At 72.1% G+C, this 23135-nt stretch carries 16 protein-coding genes and 1 riboswitch; of the genes, 6 read left to right on the top strand and 10 right to left on the bottom strand.

Annotation, left to right across the window (positions count from 1 at the left end):
- Positions 1-186 precede the first annotated feature (186 nt).
- A riboswitch (cobalamin riboswitch) is annotated at positions 187-401 on the bottom strand.
- Between the two features lie 108 nt (positions 402-509).
- From O0S08_RS49580 to O0S08_RS49565, 4 genes are all read right to left on the bottom strand, one after another.
- The gene (locus O0S08_RS49580) at positions 510-1292 is read right to left on the bottom strand and encodes a hypothetical protein (protein WP_269036575.1); all 783 of its coding nucleotides are present in this window, start codon (positions 1290-1292) and stop codon (positions 510-512) included.
- A gap of 143 nt (positions 1293-1435) precedes the next feature.
- A complete protein-coding gene (locus O0S08_RS49575; RefSeq protein ID WP_269036574.1) occupies positions 1436-3070 on the bottom strand; it encodes an AMP-binding protein in 1635 nt (544 codons plus the stop codon).
- 7 nt (positions 3071-3077) lie between these two features.
- Complete coding sequence (locus O0S08_RS49570) at positions 3078-3548, bottom strand: 4-hydroxylaminobenzoate lyase (RefSeq protein WP_269036573.1); 471 nt, start codon at positions 3546-3548, stop codon at positions 3078-3080.
- Between the two features lie 45 nt (positions 3549-3593).
- Positions 3594-4895 (bottom strand): hypothetical protein, encoded by a 1302-nt coding sequence (locus O0S08_RS49565; protein WP_269036572.1) that lies wholly within the window; start codon positions 4893-4895, stop codon positions 3594-3596.
- A gap of 118 nt (positions 4896-5013) precedes the next feature.
- Here O0S08_RS49565 and O0S08_RS49560 point away from each other — a divergent pair, with 118 nt between their 5' ends.
- The gene (locus tag O0S08_RS49560) at positions 5014-6210 is read left to right on the top strand and encodes a hypothetical protein (protein WP_269036571.1); all 1197 of its coding nucleotides are present in this window, start codon (positions 5014-5016) and stop codon (positions 6208-6210) included.
- A 51-nt stretch (positions 6211-6261) separates the two neighbouring features.
- Entirely contained in the window at positions 6262-7506 is a 1245-nt protein-coding gene (locus O0S08_RS49555) for a hypothetical protein (protein ID WP_269036570.1), read from the top strand.
- A gap of 89 nt (positions 7507-7595) precedes the next feature.
- Here the strand turns inward: O0S08_RS49555 and O0S08_RS49550 are convergent, their stop codons facing one another.
- The 3 genes from O0S08_RS49550 to O0S08_RS49540 form a co-directional block, all read right to left on the bottom strand.
- Positions 7596-8153, bottom strand: coding sequence for an ASCH domain-containing protein (locus O0S08_RS49550; protein ID WP_269036569.1), 558 nt, complete (start codon positions 8151-8153; stop codon positions 7596-7598).
- Positions 8154-8163: 10 nt separating this feature from the next.
- The gene (locus O0S08_RS49545; RefSeq protein WP_269036568.1) at positions 8164-9060 is read right to left on the bottom strand and encodes a glycerophosphodiester phosphodiesterase family protein; all 897 of its coding nucleotides are present in this window, start codon (positions 9058-9060) and stop codon (positions 8164-8166) included.
- A gap of 201 nt (positions 9061-9261) precedes the next feature.
- Positions 9262-10164: a LysR family transcriptional regulator gene (locus tag O0S08_RS49540; RefSeq protein ID WP_269036567.1), complete on the bottom strand. Its 903-nt coding sequence runs from the start codon at positions 10162-10164 to the stop codon at positions 9262-9264.
- 224 nt (positions 10165-10388) lie between these two features.
- Between O0S08_RS49540 and O0S08_RS49535 the strand changes: the two genes are divergently transcribed.
- The 3 genes from O0S08_RS49535 (at position 10389) to O0S08_RS49525 (ending at position 19159) form a co-directional block, all read left to right on the top strand.
- Positions 10389-16637 (top strand): hypothetical protein, encoded by a 6249-nt coding sequence (locus O0S08_RS49535; protein ID WP_269036566.1) that lies wholly within the window; start codon positions 10389-10391, stop codon positions 16635-16637.
- 106 nt (positions 16638-16743) lie between these two features.
- A complete protein-coding gene (locus O0S08_RS49530) occupies positions 16744-17643 on the top strand; it encodes a hypothetical protein (protein WP_269036565.1) in 900 nt (299 codons plus the stop codon).
- 448 nt (positions 17644-18091) lie between these two features.
- Positions 18092-19159 (top strand): iron-containing alcohol dehydrogenase, encoded by a 1068-nt coding sequence (locus tag O0S08_RS49525; protein ID WP_269036564.1) that lies wholly within the window; start codon positions 18092-18094, stop codon positions 19157-19159.
- A 39-nt stretch (positions 19160-19198) separates the two neighbouring features.
- Here O0S08_RS49525 and O0S08_RS49520 read toward each other — a convergent pair whose 3' ends face one another.
- Both O0S08_RS49520 and O0S08_RS49515 read right to left on the bottom strand, forming a co-directional pair.
- The gene (locus O0S08_RS49520) at positions 19199-19636 is read right to left on the bottom strand and encodes a hypothetical protein (protein ID WP_269036563.1); all 438 of its coding nucleotides are present in this window, start codon (positions 19634-19636) and stop codon (positions 19199-19201) included.
- Positions 19637-19951: 315 nt separating this feature from the next.
- Complete coding sequence (locus O0S08_RS49515; RefSeq protein WP_269036562.1) at positions 19952-20212, bottom strand: hypothetical protein; 261 nt, start codon at positions 20210-20212, stop codon at positions 19952-19954.
- 252 nt (positions 20213-20464) lie between these two features.
- On the opposite strand from O0S08_RS49515, the gene O0S08_RS49510 reads away from it, so the two are divergent.
- A complete protein-coding gene (locus O0S08_RS49510; protein WP_269036561.1) occupies positions 20465-21835 on the top strand; it encodes a hypothetical protein in 1371 nt (456 codons plus the stop codon).
- A 107-nt stretch (positions 21836-21942) separates the two neighbouring features.
- Here the strand turns inward: O0S08_RS49510 and O0S08_RS49505 are convergent, their stop codons facing one another.
- The gene (locus tag O0S08_RS49505) at positions 21943-22971 is read right to left on the bottom strand and encodes a B-box zinc finger protein (RefSeq protein ID WP_269036560.1); all 1029 of its coding nucleotides are present in this window, start codon (positions 22969-22971) and stop codon (positions 21943-21945) included.
- Positions 22972-23135 lie beyond the last annotated feature (164 nt).

The following is a 23135-nucleotide window of genomic DNA, read 5'->3' as shown; positions in this document are numbered from 1 at the left end:
TCACGTGAACCGCGAGGAAGAGCCGGGGCAGAGGGTCAGCGCGAGCGAACGCCCTGCACCGACCTCTCGCCCCCGCGGGCGACCGGAAGTCGGCGCGGGACAGGGGCAGAGGCGAGTCGCGGGGTCTCCGCTTCGCTTGCACCGCGCCTCCCGCGAGGCTTCCAGGTCGTTCCGGCGGCGGATGTCTCCCGTCGCCGGGCGCAGGCAGGTCTTCGGGCTCACGAGCTCCTCGACGTCGCCGCCGAGTCCCTACTACCCACACTTCCCGGCCGCGCGGCCAGTGCTCCGTGGGGTTCGTTCTCGCTTACCGCTGCGGGGCAGCCCCGGATTCTCACCGGGTTCCCTATTAAACCCGCAGCGTCTTCGCAAACGCAGAGGGTACCAGCGCCAACCGCAATATATGGGGGTGCCCGGAGGGCGTCAACACAAAATGTAGGAGACCTGCGCATCCGCACAGCGTCTTCTACAGCGTCCTCGCCGCACGCACTGGCTGTCCCGAGAGACAGGCCCTACGGCGAGCACTCGACCTCGCGGGAGATCCACGCCAGGAAGTCGACGTACGCCTCGTCGCTCTTGTCGGCGAACTTGTCGTGCCCGCCGTGCATCACCCCGCCGGCGCTCTCGGCCAGCGGCTTCAGCAGCAGCAGGCTCTGCTCCGGCTCGTCGTAGTCCACCAGCCCGCGCTCCAGCACGTTGCGCATCGTCATCAGCGAGCCGAGCTCGCACGAGCCGGTGGCGATCCACTTCGGCGCGTCGAAGTCGGTGCTGTCGAAGTGGCACGGGAAGCAGCGGTCGCGCCACACGTACACCTTGTGGCGGAACAGCGACTCACGGGTCAGCGGCGAGCAGTCGCCGGGGTCGACCCACTCCGGCGCCGCCTCGTCCTCGTCGCACTTCTCGCCGCTCGGCTCGCCGCACGGCGTATCCCCCGACCAGCACAGGCCGCACTCCGCGGTCGCCTCGATCCACGCCAGGAACGCCTGGTACTCCTCGTCGATCACCGACTGATCGATCAGCGGACTCTGCGGGTCTGCGCGGGAGATCCACCCGAGCACCACGCTCGCCTCGGGCTCCTTCAGGTCGACCAGCCCCTTCGACTCGAGGCACGCCATCGTCTGGCACGGCGTGTCCTGCACGAACATCTCCATGTCGACGCCCGACAGGTGACAGGTGTTGCACGTCTTCGGCCGGTCCGTCGCCAGCAGCGGCTCGATTCTTTTAATAAACAGCGCATCGGGCTCGACTGCGCAGTCGATCGCGGCGCCACTCGAACTCGCAGCCGTCGTGTCCATGGTCGTGCTCGCGGGCCCGCTGGGGGACCCGCTGCAGGCAGCGACGAGCGCTGCGGCGACGACTGCGACGCGCACGCCCCACGGTACCGGAGTTCGCGGCCCCGCGCACGCGACCGCCGGTCGCAGGCGCGCGGATGCCCGCGTCACTCGCTGCGCGCGGCCTGCTCGAGCTCGGCGACCGCGATCTCGCGCATGCGATACTTCTGGATCTTCCCGGTCACGGTCATCGGGAAGCCGTCGACGAATTTCCAGTACACGGGCGCCTTGAAGCGCGCCAGCCGGGCCAGGCAGTACTGCCGCAGCTCGTCGGCGGTGACGCTGGCCCCGGCCCGCAGCTTGACCCACGCCATCACCTCCTCGCCGTAGCGCTGGCTCGGCACCCCGATCACCTGCGCCTCGCTGACGTGCGGGTGCGTGTGCAGCAGCTCCTCGACCTCGCGCGGGTAGACGTTCTCGCCGCCGCGGATGATGAGGTCCTTGATCCGCCCGACGATGCTCACGTAGCCGGCGTCGTCGATCACCGCCAGGTCGCCCGTGTGCATCCAGCGGCCCGCGTCGATCGCCGCGCGCGTGGCCGCGTCGTCGTTCCAGTAGCCGAGCATCACGCTGTAGCCGCGCGTGCACAGCTCGCCGCGGACCCCCCGCGGCACGATCGCCCCCGTCTCGGGGTCGACGATCTTCACCTCGAGGTGCGGGTGCACCCGCCCGACCGTCGTCACCCGCTGCTCGAACGGATCGTCGCACGCGCTCTGCGTCGACACCGGCGACGTCTCGGTCATGCCGTAGCAGATCGTCACCTCGCGCATGTGCATGCGCGACTGCACCTGCTTCATCGTCTCGATCGGGCACGGCGAGCCGGCCATCACCCCGGTGCGCAGCGTGCTCAGGTCGAACTCGGCGAACCGCGGGTGCTCGAGCTCGGCGATGAACATCGTCGGCACGCCGTAGAGCGAGGTGCAGCCCTCGTCTTGCACCGCCTGCAGCGCGCTCACCGGGTCGAACACCTCGCCGGGGATCACCATGCACGACCCGTGGCTCGTGCACGCCAGGTTGCCGATCACCATGCCGAAGCAGTGGTAGAACGGCACCGGGATGCAGACCCGGTCGCGCTCGCCGTAGCGCAGCGTCTCGCCGATGTAAAACCCGTTGTTGAGGATGTTGTGGTGCGACAGCGTCGCCCCCTTGGGCGCGCCGGTGGTGCCGCTGGTGTATTGAATGTTGACCGGGTCGTCGAACTGCAGCGTCGCCTCGCGCGCCGCCAGCTCGTCCTCCGAGATCGCCGACCCGCCGGCGAGCATGGCGTCCCACCCGTCCTCGAACACGATCGTCAGGCGCAGCGCCGGGCAGCCGGGCATCACCTCGGCGACCATCGCCGCGTAGTCCGAGCCGCGGTGCTGCCGCGCCAGCAACAGCACCGACACGCCCGACTGACGCAGCGCGTACTGCAGCTCGTCGACGCGATACGCCGGGTTGATGTTGACGAGGATCGCCCCGATCCGCGCCGCAGCGTACTGCGCGATCACCCACTCGGCCCGGTTGGGCGACCAGATCCCGACCCGGTCGCCGCGCTGCACCCCGAGCGCCATCAGCCCGCGCGCGGCCTGGCCCGTCCACGCCCACAGCTGCGAGTACGTGGCCCGGAAGCCCTGCGAGCGGACCACCAGCGCGTCGGCGTCGGGCACCCGCAGCACCGTGCGCCGCAGGTTCTCGCCGATCGTCTCGCCCAGCAGCGGCGTCGCGCTGGTGCCGTGCACGTACGACAGCTTCGGCGTCGTCATCGCCGCGTCAGGCCGCCGGGGTGAACTGGATCGCGCCCTGCGGCAGCAGGTAGAGCACGAACGCCCGCCCGCCCGCGACCGTCGGCGTGTGCGCGCTGCCCGGCGGATACACGCACCACCCCGCGCCGTGGCCGTCGAACTTCGCCTCGCCCTCGAGCGGCATCACCATGTCGATCTCGCCGTTCGGGTGCACGTGGTGCCCGCCGGCGATCTCGTTCATGTCGACCACGTCGACCGAGAAGCCGTGCGTCGCCGGCCCGGCCTTGATCACCCGCCCGTACTTGATGCCCGCGTGCTCGCGGCTGCACATCCAGCCGGCCGCCACCGCCTCGCGGCAGGCCTGCGCGATCGCGGCGAACTGGGGCCCGTCGGCCGGGACCTCGCGGTTGAGCCACTCGGCCAGATCGGCGTCGAGCGGGCGTCCTGCGACCTTCGCGGTCAGATCGACCATCAGGGCTTCGAAGCGCGGCAGATCCATGATCGTCGGCCGACGCTAGGCCGTTTCCCGCGCCCGTGCAACCCCTCACTTCTCCGTCCACGGCGGCAGCGCCGCGAGCGGGATCCGCCGCATCACGCTGGCCTTCGCGCTCATCTCTCCGGGGCCGATCCGCACCGCCACCTCGTCGCTCGTGATCCACAGCAGCCGCTCGATCGTCAGACCGGCCGGCGCCCTCAAGACCCGCTGCTCGAGCGGATCGAGCCGCACGATCCTCAGCCCGTCCGCGCGCTCCGGCATGCGAATCGCGACCACCCCGCCGCCGACGTGCGCCATCGGCATCGTCTTCAGCGGCAAGGCCAGCACGTGCCGCGCGTTCGCCAGCGCCGGCCCCTCGACCACGTCCGCGGTCCACAGGTCGATCTTCTTATAGATATTGTTGTTGTCGCGCCCGGAGCCCTCGAGCCACGCCGCGCGCGCTCCGTCGATCATCACCGGGCTCATGCCGGCGACCGGCCCGCGCCGCAGCGGGTGCGCCCGCTCGCCGAGCCGCGCCGCCATCGGCCGCTCGGGGATGGCCGCGTACGAGAACACCACCGCGTCGCCGTGGCCGCTCGCGCAGCACTCCCAGCCGTCGTGCGAACCCGGCACCTCCACCCATCGCCTGTCCTTCGGGTCATACCAGCGCAGCGGCCCGCCGTTCTGCTCGACCATCACGCGCCCGCCGACCGACAGCACCGACTCGCCGATGAACTGCGGGAACTGCCGCCGCGGCAGCACCGCCGCCACCTCGCGCCAGCTCGCGTCCTCGGCCAGCGGCCCGCGCAGGTACGCCCGCGAGGCGTAGCCGTCGTCGTGATCGAACAGCACCTCGATCACCGCGCCGTCGTCCGAAATACCGACATGTCCCAAAGAACATCCAACCTCCCGCGCCCCCTCGACCGCGAAGAACGGCAGGCCGTCGCGTGGCGCCAGCACGTAGCGCGAGCGAGGCCCCGACAGCGACAGCAACGCCGCGATCGTCACCTGCCCGCCGTGCGACAGCCCGACGACGTCGACGTCGGGCGCCAGGGCCCCCGCCGTCTGGGTCGACGCCTCGAGGCATCCGTCCGGCCCGTCCTTGCACTGCGTCCACGCCAGCGGCGGGCCCAGGCTCGCCGGCGTGTCGGCGATCTGCAGCTCGCAGCCGGGCACGACCGTCAACGTCGTCCACGTCGTGCTCGCCGGCGGCTGTTTCGGCGGCAGCGGCTCACGCGGCGCCGGCGGCTCCGGCGACTCGGGCGGCGCCTCCGCGGGCGTCGCAGCGACCGCGACCTTCGGCTCGGGCGGCGACGTGTGCGGGCTGCAGCCGAGGGTCGTCATCACCAGAGTGAGCGCGGTGCGTCGCATCGCTGGACCATAACACGCGAGCTTTGCAGCTCGTGTCCGCTCGAACTCGCACGATTTGCGATCGGTCCGCGCTCGGTGCGCTGGCCCGTTTCGGGGAACCCCGTGCTAACCGAGGATCATGCGCTCCATCCATTCGCCCGGTGTCCTCGTGGTCCTGTTCGGCGGCCTCGTCCTCGGAGGTTGTCAGCCCGGCGGCGGCGGGACCGGGGGCGGGCCCGGCACGACCGGCGGGCCCGACACGGCCACCGGGACCGGGGGCGAGGGCCCGACCACCGGCACCCCCTTGCCGGCCGACGAGATCGGCCCGCGCGAGGGCCCGTGGGAGGTCGTCGTCGACGCCGTCCAGTTTCCGGTCGCCACCATTCGCAAGCTCACCGTCGGCCGCGAGGAGTACGACGGCAACTTCGCCAACCGCGGCCAGGTCGAGGTCCTCTTCGATCACGACGAGGAGACCATCACCATCGAGACCCGCAAGTACGTGTTCGGCGACGCCGCCGAGACCGAAGCCTTCGAGCGCCTGTCGCTGTGGGCATACGCCGCCACCGGCAACCCCGTCCCGCGGCCCGATCCGTCGACCGATTGCACCAAGGACACGTGGAAGGACAATTGTGCGATCTACGCCTATTACGACGGCCAGACGCAGCCGATCCGCACCGGCATGGACCTCCGCGTCCACCTGCCCCGGGGCTACCGCGGCGAGCTGTTCGTCGCCACCGAGGACAACACCTCCGAGGACATCTGGCCGCGGCGCAGCGACGTCACCGTCCTCGACCTGTGCAGCAGCGGCGAGATCGGCCTCGAGTCCGGGCGCGCCAAGGTCCGCATGTGCCGCGACCTCTCGCCTGCCCCGAAATGTGCGCCCGCCGACGTCGAGGCCTGCGAGAAGTTCCCCGACGGCAGCGGCCTCGAGGCCTGGTCCCCCAGCTGCCCGTGCGGCGTCGACAACTTCGGCCAGCTCGTGGTCCGCGCCCCCGAGCCGTGGGCCGCCGACATCACCGTCGACGTGCCCGGCGACGTGTGGCTGAACGCCACCCTGGAGAACGCCGCCGCCATGAAGCAGCCGCAGTGCCTGCCGGAGCTGTCCGGCTGCGAGGCGCCGCGGTGCGTCCTCGACGCCACCGACCCGTTCGCGCCGACCGCCGAGTTCAACTATCCGAGCGACGCCGCCCCGCACGGCGCCGGCTTCAACGTCTACGCCCTCAGCAGCGGCTGCACCGAGATCCCGTACGCCGAGCCGGGCGAGCCCTGGACCCCCGACCAGCCGCCCAAGGAGGAGCTGCGCGGCAAGGTGAAGCTGTGCGTCGGATGTCTCTGATCGCTGCTTTCTGCTGGCCCGTCGCCTGCGAATCATGATACTCGTGGATGCATGATTCGCAGTGATATTGTCCGTATCGTCATCGGCGGCCTCGTGCTCGCCGCCTGTCCCGGTCGTCCCGGCGAGGGCGGGACCGACAGCACGATCTCCGGCGACCCCGGCTCCTCGTCGACGACCGGCCCGTTAACCACCACCACGAACGAGCTCCCCACCGGCACGACCGACCCGTCGACCACCGACACGAGCGAACCGACGACGACCACCGGCGTCATCCCCGGCGACGAGGTCGGCCCGCGCGAGGGCCCCTGGGAGGTCGTCGTCGACGCCGTGCCGTTCCCGCTCGCCGATATCCACACGCTCACCGTTGGCCGCAGGGAGTACGAGGAGAACTTCGCCAACCGCGGCGTCGTCGAGGTCCTCTTCGATCACGAAGCAGAGACGATCACCGTCGAGCTCCGCAAGTACGTGTTCGGCGACGCCATCGACGCCCAGGAGCTCGATCGCCTGTCCCTGTGGGCCTACGCCGCCCCCGGCAACCCGGTCCCCCACCCGGACCCGGCGACCGATTGCACGCAGGGCGCCTGGAAGGACGGCTGCTCGATCTACGCGTATTACGACGGCAAGTCGCAGCCGGCGCGCATGGGCATGGATTTCCGCGTCCACTTGCCGACCGGGTACCGCGGCCGGCTGCTCGTCACCACCGAGGACAACATCACCGAGGAGTCCTGGCCGCGTCGCGGCGACGTCACGGTGGTCGACCTGTGCAGCAGCGGCGAGATCTTCCTCGAGGCCGGGCGGGCGAACATTCGCATGTGCCGCGATCTCTCGCCGGCCCCCGAGTGCCCGCCGGAGGACGTTCAGGCCTGCGATGATTTTCCGTTCGACGGCAGCGAGGCGTGGTCCGCGGATTGCCCGTGCGACCAGTCGCTCTTCGGTCAGTTGCTCGTCCGCGCCGCGCAGCCGTGGGCCGCCAACATCATCCTCGACGTCCCCGGCGACGTGTGGCTGAACGCCGCCCTGCAGAACATCGAGCTCATGAAGCCGCACGACTGCAAGCCGAAGATGACCGACTGCGGGCCCAATTGCCAGCTCGTCGACGACGACGAGTACTCGATCACCGCCGAGTTCAATTATCCGAGCGCGGCCGCCCCCTCGGGCGCCGGCTTCAACTTCTTCGCCGCGAGCGGGGCTTGCACCAAGGTCGCGTTCGCCGCTCCCGGGGAGCCGTGGACCCCCGGCCAGACCCCCTCGGAGGAGCTGCGCGGCCTCGTGAAGCTGTGCACCGACTGCCTGTGATCCCACGGGCCGACCGGCCGCTTCTCAAAAGACATGTCCTGAAATACATGCTCATCAGGACATGTCCATGCGAACCTTCTCGCAAGAGGCTACCGGTGGGACAGCGCCGCCAGCAGCGTCTGCCCGCGCGGCGACAGGCGGTACCCAATAATTAAACTTTCGGTGAGGCCGAGCTCTTTGAGGCGGCGGACCCGGGCCTTGAAGTTCGGCGTCGGCAGCCCGGCCGCGGCGGCGAGGTCGGGCGCGCGCACCCCCGCCTGGGCGGCGATCGTGCGCAGCAGCTCGACGGCCCACGGCAGCCGCTCGAGCTTCGCCTGCAGCTCGGCCACCTGCGCCGCGTCGGGCAGCGCCTCGCGCAGGGCCACCCGGGGGTCGGCGCCGGCCAGCGACACCTCGATGCGGTACACCGTCCCCGCGTGCCCGGCGAGCTCGGCCCGCAGCGCCGCCAGCGACGGGCTCCCCGCGCGTCGGGCCTCGGCCGCGTTGATTTGTGTCAGCGCTATCGGCTCGACCGCGCCGATCGCCAGCACCCCGAGGGATGTCCGCAGCGTCCCGCCCGGCTTCACCGTGGGCCGCTGCCAGCGGCGGAACTGCAGCGTCACGCTACCCTCGGCGACCTTTTTTAAAATTTCACGCCGGATCAGCACGACTCACCCCTCACGGCGCCACCGTCGCCAGCAGGGCCGGATCGTCGGTCATGATCCCGTCCACCCCGCGGCCGATGAGGTCGACCATTCGACTCTCCTCGTTGACCGTCCACGGGTGCACCTTCATCCCCCGCTCGTGCGCGAACGTCACCAGCTCGGCGCTCGACAGATCCCACGGCGAATGCACGAACAGCGCCGGCGCCACGTAGTCCGGGCTGCCGACTTTCAAATAGAGGTCGAGCATCTCCGGCGTGCTCAGCGACGTGAACACCGTCGGCGACGCCGCGCGCACCGCCTCGATCGTCTCGAGGTCGCCCGACGCGATCACCACCCGCTCGAGCGCCCCGTGCTCCTCCAGCGCCGCCAGCAACCCGTCGACGATCGGCGGGTCCGTCTGCTTGATCTCGATCAAGTAGTACGAATCGGGGAATTTTTTGAAGATCTCCTCCAGCGTAGGGATCGCAATCCCCGTCGCGCGGTACGGGAACGTCTGCCCGCCGTCGGGCGTGAAGCGATAGCCCGCGTCGAGCGCTCGCAGCTCGTCCAGCGTCATCGCCTTGATCGCCCCCGTGCCGTCGGTCGTGCGGTCGACCGTGCCGTCGTGCATCGCCACGATGACCCCGTCGCTGCTCGCGTGCACGTCGAACTCGAGCACGTCGGCCCCGACCGCCAGCGCGTGCTCGAACGCCGGCAACGTCTCCTCCGGCCGCAGCGCCGCCCCTCCGCGGTGAGCGATGTTCAAAAAATTGTCCGACAGGAACAGATTACCCGCCGGCTCGCCCGTCTCGCTGTCCGCCTCGGTCGTGCCGCTCGTCGACGTCGTCGGCGCCGCGGTCGTGTCACCCGTCGTCGTCGTGCTCGTGCTCGCCTCACTGCTGCCGCTCGAGCTCTCCGTCTCTGCGGACATCCCGGGCGAACCGCAGCCGATCACTGCAGCTACAAATGCAGCGCTGAACGCTCGCAGCATGCCTCACGCTACCACACCAGGAGCCGCCGCCAGCGCGGCGCCTTCGATTGCGAATCATCACGCATCGTGTCGGGCGGGCGGCCGGGCAGCCTCCTTCCACGCTCGCGTCGTCTCGCTGGCGAATCATCGCACCGCGACGCGTCACCCCCCGCGCAGCGCCGCCGAGCGCTCGGCGAACGCGCGCACATGCTGGAGGATCGAGCGCAGCTTGGGCAGCCCCGCCTGCGCGGCCGGGAACACCACGTGGAGGGCTCGTTGACGGCCGATCAGCTCCGGCAGCACCGGCACCAGCAGCCCGTCGGGCACCCCGGGGTCGGGCAGCATCGCGTCGGGCAGGAAGCCGATCCCGAGGCCTGTGATCACCATCTGCCGCAGGCAATGCACGTCGGCCGTCACCAGCGCCGGCTCGACCTCGAACGACTCGCCGGACGGCGTCGGCAGCACGCGCGCGTCCTCGCCGGGGGGCGCCCACGCCAGCACCTCGTGATGTGCCAGGTCCTCGAGCGACTTCGGCGTCCCGCGGCGCTCGAGGTAATCGCTCGACGCCAGCAGCCATTCGCGCAGGCGCCACACCTCGTGCGACAGCCACGGCCCCTCCGGGCCTTCCGGGCCGAAGTGCACCAGCACGTCGACGTCTTCGAGCGCGCTCGCCACCGGGTCTTCGCTGAAGCGGAGCTGCAGCGACAGCCGCGGGAACGCCTGACGCAGCGCCGCGAACAGCGGCGTGAGCGCGTGCGGCGGCAGCCCCATCGGCATCAGCACCCGCAGCACCCCCACCGGCTCGCGCCCGATCTCCCGCACCGAGGCCACCAGCGCGCTCGCCTCTTGCAGCACGTGACGGCCTCTGGCCGCGAGGACAGCTCCCGCCTCCGTCACCACCACCCCGCGGGCGCTCCGCTCGAGCAGCGGCACCCCGGCGCGGGCCTCGAGCGCCTCGACGCGGCGCCGCAGCGTCGCGCGGGCCATGTTGAGCTGGGTCGCCGCGGCCAGGAACGAGCCGGTCTCGACCACCCCGAGGAAGGCCCTGAACTCTTCGAGATCCATCCGACCGCGGAGGGTAGCTCAGCCGGCGTACGCGGCGATAGCGGGCCCCGCCGGCCGCCATCGGGCGACTGCGCGGAATCGCCCCGGGCAGAACGACGTACCGCTCGCAGCTCGCGCGCTACCTGACCCTTGGGACATGTACCCCTCGTCGCGCTCGACCTCGCTCGCCGGGCGATCGCACGCAGTGGCACGCGCCTGGACGGCGGCATACCCTCAGCGTCCTCATGGATCTCGAGCACCTCGAAGCCCTCGCGCTCTCCGACGACCGCGCCGCCGCCCTCGCCGGCCTGTTGCCCGGCACGCCGGAGCACGACTACTGGCGCGGCGTGCATCTGCAGCACCAGGGTCGGCTCGACCAGGTCGACGCGATCCTCGCCGGGTGGAAGAAGCGGCACGGTCGCATCGACGAGCAGCACGCCCGGCTGTCGCGCCGTCAGCTGCTCCTTCGGGCAGGTCAGGACCTCGGCGCGCACGCCGACGCGCTCCGCTTCGAGGCCCGCGTCCGGCTCGACGACGAGGCCGAGGCAGTCACCGCCGCGCACCGCTACCCCACGCGCCTCGACCCCGCGCTCATCGACCAGGCCGCGCTCGTGCGCGACGCTCGTGGTCGCGGCCACGAGCTCACCTACCTCACCGACTGGGCCCTGCCCGACCTCGTCGGCGAGAGCCTCGACCCGACCGAGCGCCGCAACCTGCTGCAGCGACTGCAGCGCGCCGACTTCCCCGGGCTCGTCGCCCACGTCGCCGCCGACCTCGGCGAGAAGTCGTCGCGCGGCTTCGGCTCGCTGCCCGTCCACGCTCGCCTCACTCGCGCCCAGCTCGACGAGCTGGCCGCCCTGAGGCCCGAGCTGCGCAAGCACCCGCAGTTCGTCGCCGCCGTGCTCGTCCGCCTGCGCCCGCCGACGCACGTCGACTGGCGCACCGACCTCGCCGCGCGCGCCGTCTACCTCGCCGAGCTGTGGGCCCACGTCGCCGCGCTCCCGCCCGCCTTCAACGCCCTCAAGGCCCAGGTCCTCTACCACCAGCTCGACCTCGACCGCCGCCGCGGCGTCCTCGACCGCGAGCGCTTCCTGCGGTACCTCGAGCTCCCGCGCAAGGTCCACTACGCCGCCGCCGAGCGCCTGCGCCACGTCCCCACCGACCAGCAGGTCGTGCTCGGCACCGACGCCGCCCAGTCCGCCGGCCTCGAGCCCGTCGCCGACGACGAGCCGCTGGTGCGCGAGTACCTCGAGCAGTTGCTCGTGCAAGAAGACGGCGACGCCTTCGCCGAGCACCTGCGGGCCGACTGGCTCGAAGAGCAGCTGGCCACCGCGCGCCTGCTCGCCGGCGCCCCCGAGCCCGAGCGCTGGGCCGCCCTGCTCGGCCCGGCCCGCCTCGCCGCCCTGCGCGACCGCGTCGACCTCGAGCTCACCGTCCGCAACCCCGCGCGCTTCGCCGCCGACGCTCCGGTCACGCTGGAGCTCGACGTCAAGAACGTCCCGCGCCTGGTCGTCAAGACCTACCGCATCGACGCGGTCGCCCACTTCCTCGCCCGCCGCGCCGAGGTCGACACCACCATCGACCTCGACGGCCTGGTCGCCAGCGACGAGCAGGTGATCCTGAGCGACGCCCCGGCGATCCAGCGCGTGCGCCGGCACATCGACCTGCCCGGCTGCAGCCGCCCTGGCACCTACGTGATCGAGCTGATCGGCGGCGGCAAGTCGAGCCGCGCGCTGGTCCGCAAGGGCGGCCTGCGCCACACCGTCCGCGTCGGCCTCGCCGGCCCGACGATCCGCGTCCTCGACGACCTCGGCCGCCCGCTGGAGGACGCGCGGATCTGGCTTGCCGGCCGCGAGTACACCCCCCGCGACGACGGCGCCATCACGATCCCGTTCTCGACCGCCCCGTCGCGCGCCACCATGCTGCTCGTCCACGGCGACGTCGCCCAGGCCGAGCCCCTGCAGCACCCGGCCGAGCAGTATCAGTTCCACGCCGGCATCCACCTCGAGCGCGAATCACTGGTGCCCGGCAAGCAGGCCCGCGTCCTGCTGCGGCCGATGCTCACGGTCGCCGGCTGGCCCGCCACGGTCGCGTTGATCGACGCGCCGGTGGTCGAGATCGCCGTCACCGACGGCGCCGGCACCACCTCGACCAAGACGCAGCCGGTGGTCCTCCACGACGACGCCGAGACCGTGGTCGAGCTCGTCGTCCCCGAGGACGCCGCCCACCTCTCGGTCACTGCGCGCGGGCAGGTCCGCGCCGCCTCGACGCAGAAGACCGGCGACCTCGTCGACTCCGCCAGCGCCGACGTCGGGCGGATCCACCGCAGCGAATTCACCGAGGCGCTGCACCTCTCGGCCGGCGCCGAGGGCCACGCGCTTCACCTGCTCGGAAAGACAGGTGAACCGCGAGCCGGCCGCGCGGTCGCCCTGAGCTTCAAGCACGTCGCGGTGACCTTCGAGCTGTCGACCACGCTCGAGACCGACGCCCGCGGGCGCATCGAGCTCGGCGCCCTGCCCGGCATCGAGCGCGTCACCGCCACGCTGCCGACCAGCGAGAATCACAGGTTCGACCTGTGGCCCGAGCTCGACGCCGCCCGCACGATCCACGCGATCGCCGGTCAGCGCGTCCTCCTGCCGCGACCGCCGGCGATCGGCGCCGGCGACGTCTCTCTGGTCGAGCTGCGCGGCGGCGCCCCGGCGCGCGCCGTCTCGCCGCGCGTCTCGCTCGAAGAGCGCGTCCTGGTCGTCGCCGGCGACCTCGACGCCGGCGAGTACCTGCTGCAGTGCCGCGGCGTCGCCGACGTGCGGCTCGTCGTCGTGCCCGCCGACACCCCGGTGAGCGACGGCTGGGCCGCCGCCGGGCCGACCTCGATCGAACTGTCGCCGCCGCTGCCGCTGCTCCGGACCCTGCGCGCCGAGGCCGATCACCTCCTGCTCGAGATCGACGGCACCGGCCCTGCTACCCGCGTGCACGTCCTGGCGACCCGCTACCGCCCCGACCGCGCGCTGCCTCGCAGCCTGCGTCGCGCCCCGCGGCCGCCGCTCGCCGGCGCGGTCGCGCCGGTGCTGTCGCACTACGTCTCGGGCCGCGACATCGGCGACGAGTACCGCTATGTCCTCGACCGCCGCAACCACCCGCGGCGCCCGGGCATGCTGCTCGAAAAGCCAGGTCTGCTCCTCAACCCGTGGGCCGTGCGGACCACCAGCACCGCGGTGCAGCACGCCATGGGCGGCGGAGGTTACGCCGCGAACGCCCTGCGCGCCCCGGCGCCGCCGGCGACCGCCGCCCCGCGTCCCCAGGCCGCGCACGCCGGCGAGCAGGGCGGCTTCGTCTCGCTCGACTTCCTGCCGGCGCCGGCGGTCGTGCTCGCCAACCTGCGCCCCGACGCCGACGGCCGGCTGCGCGTCGCCCGGGCCGACCTCGGTGACGCCCAGAGCGTGCGCGTCGTCGTCGTCGACCCCGCGCTGACCAGCGTCGCCGACCTCGGCCTGCCCGCCACCGAGCTGCGCCCGCGCGACCTCCGGCTGCGCTTCGCCCTCGCGCACGACCGGCACTTCACCGAGCTCCGCGGCGTCGACGGTGCGCCCGCCGGCGCCACCCTGGTCGTCGAGGACCTGCGCTCGGGCAAGCTCGAGCTGGTCGACACCGTCGCCCGCGCCCACCAGGTCCTGCTCTCGCTCGGCGCCCCCGACAGCCTGCGCGAGTTCGCCTTCGTCACCCAGTGGCACGCCCTCGACGACGCCACCCGCCGCGCCCGCTACAGCAAGTACGCCTGCCACGAGCTGCACCTGTTCCTCCACTTCCGCGACCCCGAGTTCTTCGCCCGCGTGGTCCGGCCGTACCTCGAGCACAAGAAGCGCAAGACCTTCGTCGACCACTGGCTGCTCGGCGCCGACCTCTCCGCCTATTGCGAGCCGTGGGCGTTCGGCCGCCTCAACGCGCTCGAGCGGGCGCTCCTGGCCCGCCGCCTGCCCGAGGTGCGCGAATCGATCCTCCGCCTCCTCGGCGACGCGGTCGACCTCGTCCCCCCCGACCCCGAGCGCGACGATCGCCTCGTCGACACCCTGCTCGGCGCCTCCTCGCTCGAGGGCGGCGCAGTGGCCACCGCGACGATGGACTTCATGGAGCGGGAGATCGCCGCCGAGGAGGCCAGCGAACCCGCGCCCAAGGAGAAGTCCAAGAAGCGCAGCATGACCCGCCGCGCCCGCAGCGAGATGGACTACGCGGCCAGCGACGACGACGAGGGCGACGCGTTCTCGTCCGCCGCCGCCGAGATCGGCGGCCCGCCGCCCGCCCCGGCCGCGGCGATGCCCATGCGCGCCGCCAGCCGCGGCGGCGACCTCGACGGCACCGTCGTCGCCGCCGACCTGCGCGAGCGCAGCCGCTCCGCCCCGCTCTACCGCGGCGCCGACAAGACCCAGGAATGGGCGGAGTCGGATTGGTGGCACATCCGGGCCGCCGCCGCCGACAATGCGTTGATCGCAATCAATCGCTATTGGCGGGACTTCGCCCGCCACGACCCCGCGACGGGTCCGTTCCTGTCGCCGTACCTCGGCGAGTGCGCCGGCGACTTCGCCTCGGCGCTGTGCGCATTGGCGGCGCTCGACCTGCCGTTCGTCGCCGGCGCGCACGCGATCGTCGTCGAGGACACGCGCCTCAGCCTCACCTGCGCCTCGCCGGCCCTGGCCGCGCGCACCCGGATCGCCGCCGTCGAGGCGGCCGAGGACACCCGTGCCGCCCTGCTCGTCGGCCAGAGCTACGTCCGCAGCGACGACCGCTGGGAGTGGGACGGCGCCGAACAGCGCGAGAAGGTGGTCGAGGGCGAGCTGCTGGTGGGCGTCGTGTATCGCTGCCAGGTCGTCGTCACCAACCCGACCAGCCAGTCCCGCCGGGTCGCCGCGCTGCTGCAGATCCCCCGCGGCGCGCTGCCGGTCGCCAGCGGCTTCTACACCCGCACCTTCAACCTCCACGTCGACCCCTACGGCACGGAGCTGCTCGAGTACGCGTTCTACTTTCCCGCGCCCGGGCAGTTCACCCACTTCCCGGCCCACGTCAGCCGCCACCACGGCGAGCGCGTCGAGCTGATCGGCGCCGCCCCGCCGACGGTGCTCGACGTCGTCGTCACCCCGACCCGCGTCGACGCCACCTCGTGGGCCCACGTCTCGCAGCACGGCACCACCGACGAGGTCCTCGCCTTCCTCGCCGGCGCCAACCTCGGCCGCGTCGAGCTCGAGAAGATCGCCTGGCGCATGAAGGACAGGGACGCCTTCACCCGCGTCCTCGCCCTGCTCACCTCTCGCCGCACCTACAACGATCGCCTGTGGGCCTACGCGCTGCTCCACGCCGACCGCCCGCGCGTCGCCGAGTGGCTCCGCCACCAGGACGCGTTCGTGCGCAAGGCCGGCCCCGCGCTCGCCGGCGGCGTCGTCGACGTCGACGCGGTCGAGCGCAATTGGTACGAGCACCTCGAGTACGCCCCGCTCGTCGGCGCCCGCGCGCACCGCCTCGGCAGCAAGCGCCAGGTCCTCAACGACGCCCTCGCCGCGCAGTACAACCAGTTCCTCGACCTCGTCGCCCACCGCCCGGCCGCCGGCCCCGACGACCTGCTGGCCGCGACGCACTACCTGTTCAGCCTCGACCGCATCGACGACGCCCTCGCCGCCCTGGCCCGGGTCGACTCCACGCAGCTGGCGACCCGCCTGCAATACGACTACCTCGCGGCCTACGCCGCCTGCTGCAGCGGCGACCTCGCGGCCGCGCGCGCCCTCGCCGAGCCGTGGCGCGCCCACCCGGTCGACCGCTGGCGCAGCCGCTTCGCCGCCTTGCTGGCGATGCTCGACGAGGCCGAGGGCCGCGGCCCCGCGGCCGCAATCGACGCCGACAGCCGCGAGCAACGCATGGACGAGCTGGCCGCCCGCCAGCCGGCCCTCGCCCTCACCGCGGAGCAGGGCCGGGTGATCCTCCAGCACCACAACGTGGCGAGCTGCCAGCTCCGCTTCTACCGCATGGACATCGAGCTGCTGTTCTCGCGCCAGCCGTTCGTGCAGGGCGACGTGGAGCGCTTCTCGTGGATCGAGCCGGGCGCGACGCTCGAGGTGGCGCTGTCGGGCGAGGGCCTCACGGTCGTGGAGATCCCCCAGGGCATGCGCGGCGCGAACCTGGTGATCGACGCGGTCGCGGCCGGCCTGCGCCGATCGATCACCCATTATTCGCACGACCTGGCGACCCAGCTGGCGCATCAATACGGCCAGCTCCGGGTCCTCCGCGCCTCGACCCAGGCCGCCCTGCCCGCCACCTACGTCAAGGTCTACGCCCGCCAGGCCGGCGGCGCGATCGCCTTCTACAAGGACGGCTACACCGACATGCGCGGCCGCTTCGACTACGTGACCCTGTCGACCGACGACCTCGACCGCGTCGAGCGATTCGCCATCCTCGTGGTATCCGACGAGGCCGGCGCGACCGTCCTCGAGGCCCCACCCCCGCCGCGCTGAGCGAGCGCCCAGGCACCGCGCCCGCGAGAGGGGGTGCGGTCGCTCCCGTTGACCGCCTGCGCGCGCGCGTGCATCGTCGAGCGGAGATGTGGCACGAGGAACCTCGGTGACGGCGCAGCGTTCCAAAGAACCCAATGAGCAGGTCCCGGCGAGCCCGGACCTGCGGCTCGCGGCGTCGGCCCGCACTGCCCGCCCCGGGGAGCTCGTCGCCGTCGATTCGCGCGGCCGGGAGGTCTCGCGGTTCAGCCTGCATCTCCGCCCGGTCTGGCTCGGCGCGATCCTCGGCATCCTCTCGGCGCCGTTCATGCTGCTCGACCTGGCCGAACTCGGGTTCGGCATGACCGCCGCCGGGGTGGTCGGTCTTGTCCTCGCCCATCGCGCGCAGCGGCCGTACTTGCAGGCCCAGTCGCGGCTCGTCGCGGGCGACCTCGCGGGCGCCGAAGCGATCCTCGCACGCCTCGCCACCCCGGCCCGCGGCCCACGAGCACGCCACCGACTGTACATCGAAGGCTACCTCGCGTACGCCCGCGGGCACGATCGCGAGGCGATCCAGATCTTCGAGCGCGGCCTGCCGCAGTTCAAGCGGAGAGATTTCCGTCGCACCTCGATCGAGGCCGCGCTCGTCGAGCTGTACGTACGGACAGGCGAGATCGCGGAGGCACGCAGGTTGCGGGACCGCATCACCCCGCCGGGCCCCGGCGCCGACATGATCGCGCTGTCTCTCGCCGGCGCCGACCTCGTCCTGGCCAGCGCCGAGGGCCGCGAGCGCGAGCTGCCCGAGGACGACCTCCAGCGCTGGACCCGGCTCGCGCTCGAGCTCAACCACTCGAGCCTGACCCTGGCCGCGCTGGCGCGCGTGTTCGCGGCACGCGGGGACGACGAGCTCGCGGACCACCTCGCCCGCGAGGCGCGCGACCGATTCTCCTGGTGCCCGCTCGAGTGCACGCCGGCCCTCGCGCGGTGGATCGACGAGCGCATCGCCCGGGCCCCGGCCGCGCACGACTGACGCGAACACGAGACGCGATCCTGCCAGCGGCCCGTCCCGAATGTTCGCGCATCATCGAGTGTTAAACACCATTCGCGCGACATGTCTTCAAAGACATATAGACATTTGATTCCGGCGAACTCGCCGGGACCTCGAGCCGGCTCATCCCGCCACCCCGCCGGTCGCCCGGGCCGAGCCCTGGCCAACGGTCTCGCCGAGCGAGGGCCCGCCGCTCGCCGCCGCTGACTACGTCAGCGTGGAGATGGCGAAGCGGCCCGGCATGGCCCACAGCGCTCGTGGACCGCCGCGGACGGTGTCCGAACCGTCGCACCCGCCCGCTCGCCGCTTCGACCTCGGCGACGCGGCCGCAGCCCGGCGTCATTCACGGTGAAGACCATCCGATTGCGCGGCCGAGGCGTCTCGCGGCGCGCCCATGGGACATTCGCCCGCGCGTCGTCATGAACGGGACATGCGCTTCAGCTACGACAACCCCCTGCGAATTCATGCGGGCGCCGGGTGCGCGGCGCGGCTCGTCGACGAGGCGGGTGGTTGGCGGCGGATCTTCCTCGTCACCACCCGCTCGGTGGAGGCCGCTCTCGGTCCCACGGTCGAGCGCCTCCTCGGCGGTCGTCTGGTCGGACGCTTCGCCCGCATCCGCCAGCACACCCCGATCGAAGACGTGCGCGCCGCGGCGGAGGCCGCCCGCGCGCTCCAGCCCGACTGCCTGCTGTCGCTCGGCGGAGGCAGCGCCGTCGATGCCACCAAGAGCATCGCCTTCATCCTCGCCACCGGCCTGTCGCTCGACGACCGCGATCGGGCCCGTGCCCTGGAGCCCGAAACACTGCCCCACCTGGCCGTCCCCACCACGCTCTCGGCCGCCGAGATGGACGGCGCAGCCGGCTTCACCGACTCCAGGGAGAAGGTCGGCATCCGGGCCCGCACTCTGGTGCCCACCGCGGTCTTCTACGACGCCGACCTCACGCTGCCCACGCCGCTGCCGTTGTGGCTGTCGACCGGCATTCGCGCGGTCGACCACGCGATCGAGGGCCTGCTGGCGCCCGACGCCAACCCGCTCTCGGAGGCGGCAGCGCTCGCGGCGTTGCAGCGGCTGCGGCCGGCCCTGGAGCGCACGCACGCCGATCCCGGCGACCTCCAGGCGCGCACCGAGGCGCAGCTCGGCGCCTGGCTGTCGATGCTGCTGCCGCAGTCGTCCTCGCGCGGGCTCAGCCACGTGCTCGGCAAGAGCATCGGCGCGCGCTACGGGATCCCCCACGGCGTCACCTCGTGCCTGCTGTTGCCGCACGTGCTCCGCCACCTCGGGCCCGCGCATCGAGCGACGCTCGAGCGCGTGGCCCTGGCGCTCGGGGCCGAGACCGACGCCGCCGACGCAGTGGCGTCGCTCGTCGGCGCGCTGGGGCTGCCGCAGCACCTCGGCGCCTACGGCCTGAGCGACGCCGATCTGCAGGCCGCGGCGGAGCCGCTGGCGCGACACATTCCCGTCGCCGAGGCGATGGCGATCTTCCGCGCCGCGTGGTGACCGAGGACGAACCTCCGCGCGCGACCCGGGTCGCGTCGCTCAGAACCGGGCGTGTAGCGACAGCCCGAGCAGACCCGGTCCGGGGTGGATCGTGATGGCCCGTCGCTTCCAGCGCTCCGCGGTGACGAACAGGGCGATCGCGGTACCCGCGAGCGCGACGCCGACGACGCCGGTGGCGATCGCCGCCGCATCGGCCCGCGCCCCGCGTCGCTGCAGCGCCTCGAGCTCTGCAGGAGCGGCGCCCTCGTCGAGCGCCTCCCGGCGCTCACGATCGATCCCCCGGCCGTACCCGATCGCCGCGCCCATGCCGACCAGAGTCACCGCACCGAACGCCAGCAGCACGGCGCCGGTGAGCTGCATCCTGTAGGCCGACCGCTGCGGCATCACCGGCGGGGACACGGGCGCCGGCGGTGCGGCGGGGCCAGCGGGGTCCGGAACTCCGGCAGAGAGCGCGCAGACCAGGGGCGTCGAGAGCATACGTCCCCGAGACTATCAGCCCCGGCCTCGCTCGTCTCGAGATCGACGGACGTTCCCTGGAGCCGAGCGGTGCGCGAACGTCGGCTTCGCGGTCCGCCCAGCAGCTGCGGAGGGGCCTCGCGCGCCCATGCAACGGGCGTCCGAGAACGCATCGAGGCAGCCGTGGACGAGCGCCGACACGGCACAGCCTCCTCGACCTCGAGGGTGAGGCCCGCTGGTCAGAAGAGTCCCGGTCGGCGTGCGACTCGCCGATATCGGCGAGAGCGCGGCCGCACGCCGAGCTCGCGTGAACTGCCGACTGCGCCTCGCGCTCGCTCAGGGCGAGACGCAGCGCCGCGCGAAGACATCGACGCTGCCGAGCGAGTCGCCGCTGGCGACTGCGGCGAACGGATGCCAATCGGGCGGAAGCGTGGAGACCGAGCCCGGGCTGTACGTCGTCCACGCCGAGAACTCCCATTGTCCACAGTCTCCCTCCTCGGCCCACGCGACCGAGGGGCCCCTGTCCTCCAGCGGACAGCCGACGACGAACGCGAGGCCGGCCGCGAAGCCGAGCCCCAGCGTCAACCACGAACGCATGTCGAATCTCATGGATGACCTCCGAATCGGCGAGCACGCCGTATCACCATTCAAGCGATCTCGGCGCGGATTATTCCCGCAGCCGGGGTTCGTCTCCGGGATCCGGCCTGTGCGGCCCGCCGGCCTCGCCCGGCGGAATATCTTGCGGGTCGGCCGAGTAGCGCGCCGAAACGCCCGCCCGTGAGCCTCGCCGGAGGTGAATGCGCGACCGAGGGCGACGAGACCGGCAGAATCTGGCATCTTCGTGAGGCCATGAACCGCGCCGTCCTGGCTGGTTGTCTCTCGCTCGCCGCATGCGTCGCGCCGGGCGTCGCCGACGTCCGCCTCGTCGACTCCGTCACGATCGATCTCGGCGAAGCTCAACCTGGCCGCCTGAAATGGCTCAGCGCCAACGCCCGCTTCGTCGCCCTCTATCTGGGCGTGGACGCGAGAGCGAGCGACCGTGCCTGCGCCGATCCCCGGCTGGTCCTGTTCGACACGGTCCGCGGCACGCGCGAGAACCTGGAATCAATCGTCGCAGTCGATCCGCGCGGTCGTTACGCCGTGGCCCTCCTCGGCAGCCAGCTGTGGCTCATCGACAGCGAGACCGGCCTGCGCGAAGATCTCGCGCGGCGCGGGGCCGACCTCACCCGGGACGATGGTGCATGCTGGGGCGGGCGCCAGGCGGTGTTCGATCCGTGGGGGCAAGAGCTCCTGTATCTTCGGACAGATCCCACCCGAGCCGTCGTCCGCCGGCTCGCCACGGGTGAGGAGTACGAGGTCGCGGCCCCGGAGCGGCCGGTGATCCGCGCCACCCCGCTCGGCCATCCGGGCTGGGTGCGCTTCGACATGCGCCGGCCTTCGAGCTGGAGGCATGCGGCCGAACCTCCCGATCCCTGCTGCCGACCGCCGGTCGATCCGCTCTGGGAGGACGAGGATTCGTGGCCCTGGTACAGCCTCCGCCATCGCGACGGCCGCACCATGGACGAGGACTTCGCGGACGATGCCGCCTTGCTCTGGCCGTCGCAGCCGCACATCTCCACCGAGTCCTTCAGCACGTCGGAGTGTCGGGCAAACGAGAGAGTCAGCCCCGAGGCCGTGCATCTGTCCTGCACCTCGGACGAGCGGCTGTTGTGGCCGACGACCGGGCGCACCGTCGTACTCGAGAATTTCCGCGGCTGGATCGGCGAGCCCGTGCTCGCGAGCGACGGCCGCTTGTGGCGCGCGGCCACCGTGTCGCAGGGCCACGGCGTCCGATTCGCGCGGGTCGACCTGACCGACGGCCGCATCGAGCTCGGGCCCGAGGCGCTCAGCTTCAACTGGGAGCGCGGGAGCCGGCAAGATCGGCGCGGATGGCTTTTGGTCAAAAACTACCGCAGCGACCCGCTCGCGTTCGCGTACGACCCGGTGACCGGTCGGACGCGGGAGATCACGGGCGCGGACGTGCTTGCGCCGGGGCTCGTCGTCGTCGACGGCCAGCACTTCGCGGTCGACGTCTCCGGGGCCCGACGGATCCGCCTCGACTCGCAGCCCGCGGCGGTGAGCGAGAACGGCTGCGCCCTCATGAGCCCGACGCGGCCGGAGACCGGCGCTCTCGCGACCTGGTCGCTGCAGTGCCCGACGGAGCGGACGCTGCGATTTTAGGCGCTCCATCGTCCTGGCCGGCGCACCCTATGCACCGACGAGGATGTCTTTCAGGACATTATTAAAAAAACATGTTCTCATGAACATGTCGTGATGGACATTCACTGTCAGGGCGAGGCCACCGCCGCGTGGATCGCATAGGCCAGCGCGGCCAGCGGGAGGAAGTAGATCGTCGCCCAGAGCGCTCCCCAGGCCAGCGCGCGTGCCGGGGCGCCGCGGCAGTCGTGGCGGTCGCGGGCGACGCGGGTGAGGGCGCGGGTGACGAGCAGGTAGACGAGCAGGAACAGCAGCGGGGCGGCGATCTCGACCAGCAGCCAGGCGGCGCCGAACAGCAGGGCGGCGCCGAGGACGAACAGGAGGCCGATGAGGCAGCCCTCCGGATCGTCGGGCGTGTAGCCGGAGCAGCCTTCGACGCCGACGCGCGCCGCCTCGCCCGCGTTCGATGGGCGGTTCCACGGCGCGAAGTAGACGTAGTCGTCGACCAGGCGGAAGCCGTGGTGGAGCAGGGCCGCGAAGCCGAGCGCCGACAGCAGCCACCAGGCGGCCAGGACGACCTCGATCTCGAGCCAGCGCGGCAAGCTCAGCGCCACCGGCAGCAGCACCGCGGTGAGGACGAAGCTGAGACCGGCGACCAGCGCGGCGGTCTTGCCCGACAGCTTCGGCGACAGCGCCGCGACGACTCGCCGACCGCGGGCGCGGTACGGGTGCTCGGCGCGGTACGGGTGCTCGGCGCGGTCGAGGGCCTGGGCGTCGGCCTCGTCGTCGGCGCGCTCCTCCACGATGAGCGGGGGCTTGTGGGCGGTGACGAGCAGGCCGGCGAACAGCGCCAGGGCGAGGACCACGAACGCGACCAGCAGGGCGCAGTAGTCCGCCCACAGGCGCCAGCGCAGCGCGGCGAGCACGACGGCGCCGAGAGTCAGCGCGAGAAACGCAAAGGCGAGGGCGGTGCGGCGTGTGCGGTGGCTGCTCGCAGCGTGGGCGCACCCGACACACGCCGGAAGATAGGCCCGCCCGACCTCGTAGGCGCTGACGCGGAAGCGCCAGCACTCGTCGCACATCGGCGCGCCGCACTGGCTGCACCGCACGACGCCGCGCCGATCGGGGTGATTGGCGCAGGACGACGGCTCCGGGGCCACGCCGCGAGGATAGTGCGAGCGCGATCGACAGTCACGCGACCCGGGCCCCCGCGCCGCTCTGCTCGCAAATTCGCGGCCGTCGACGCGGCGCCGCCAACCGCCGCCGATCTCGGCCGTCGACTCCTCGGACCGGCGCACTCTCTTTTCGGTCGCCCGGTGCCTGC

The sequence above is a fragment of the Nannocystis punicea genome, assembly GCF_026965555.1.
Lineage (GTDB): Bacteria > Myxococcota_A > Polyangia > Nannocystales > Nannocystaceae > Nannocystis > Nannocystis punicea.
This window is presented reverse-complemented; position numbering and strand designations above follow the sequence as displayed.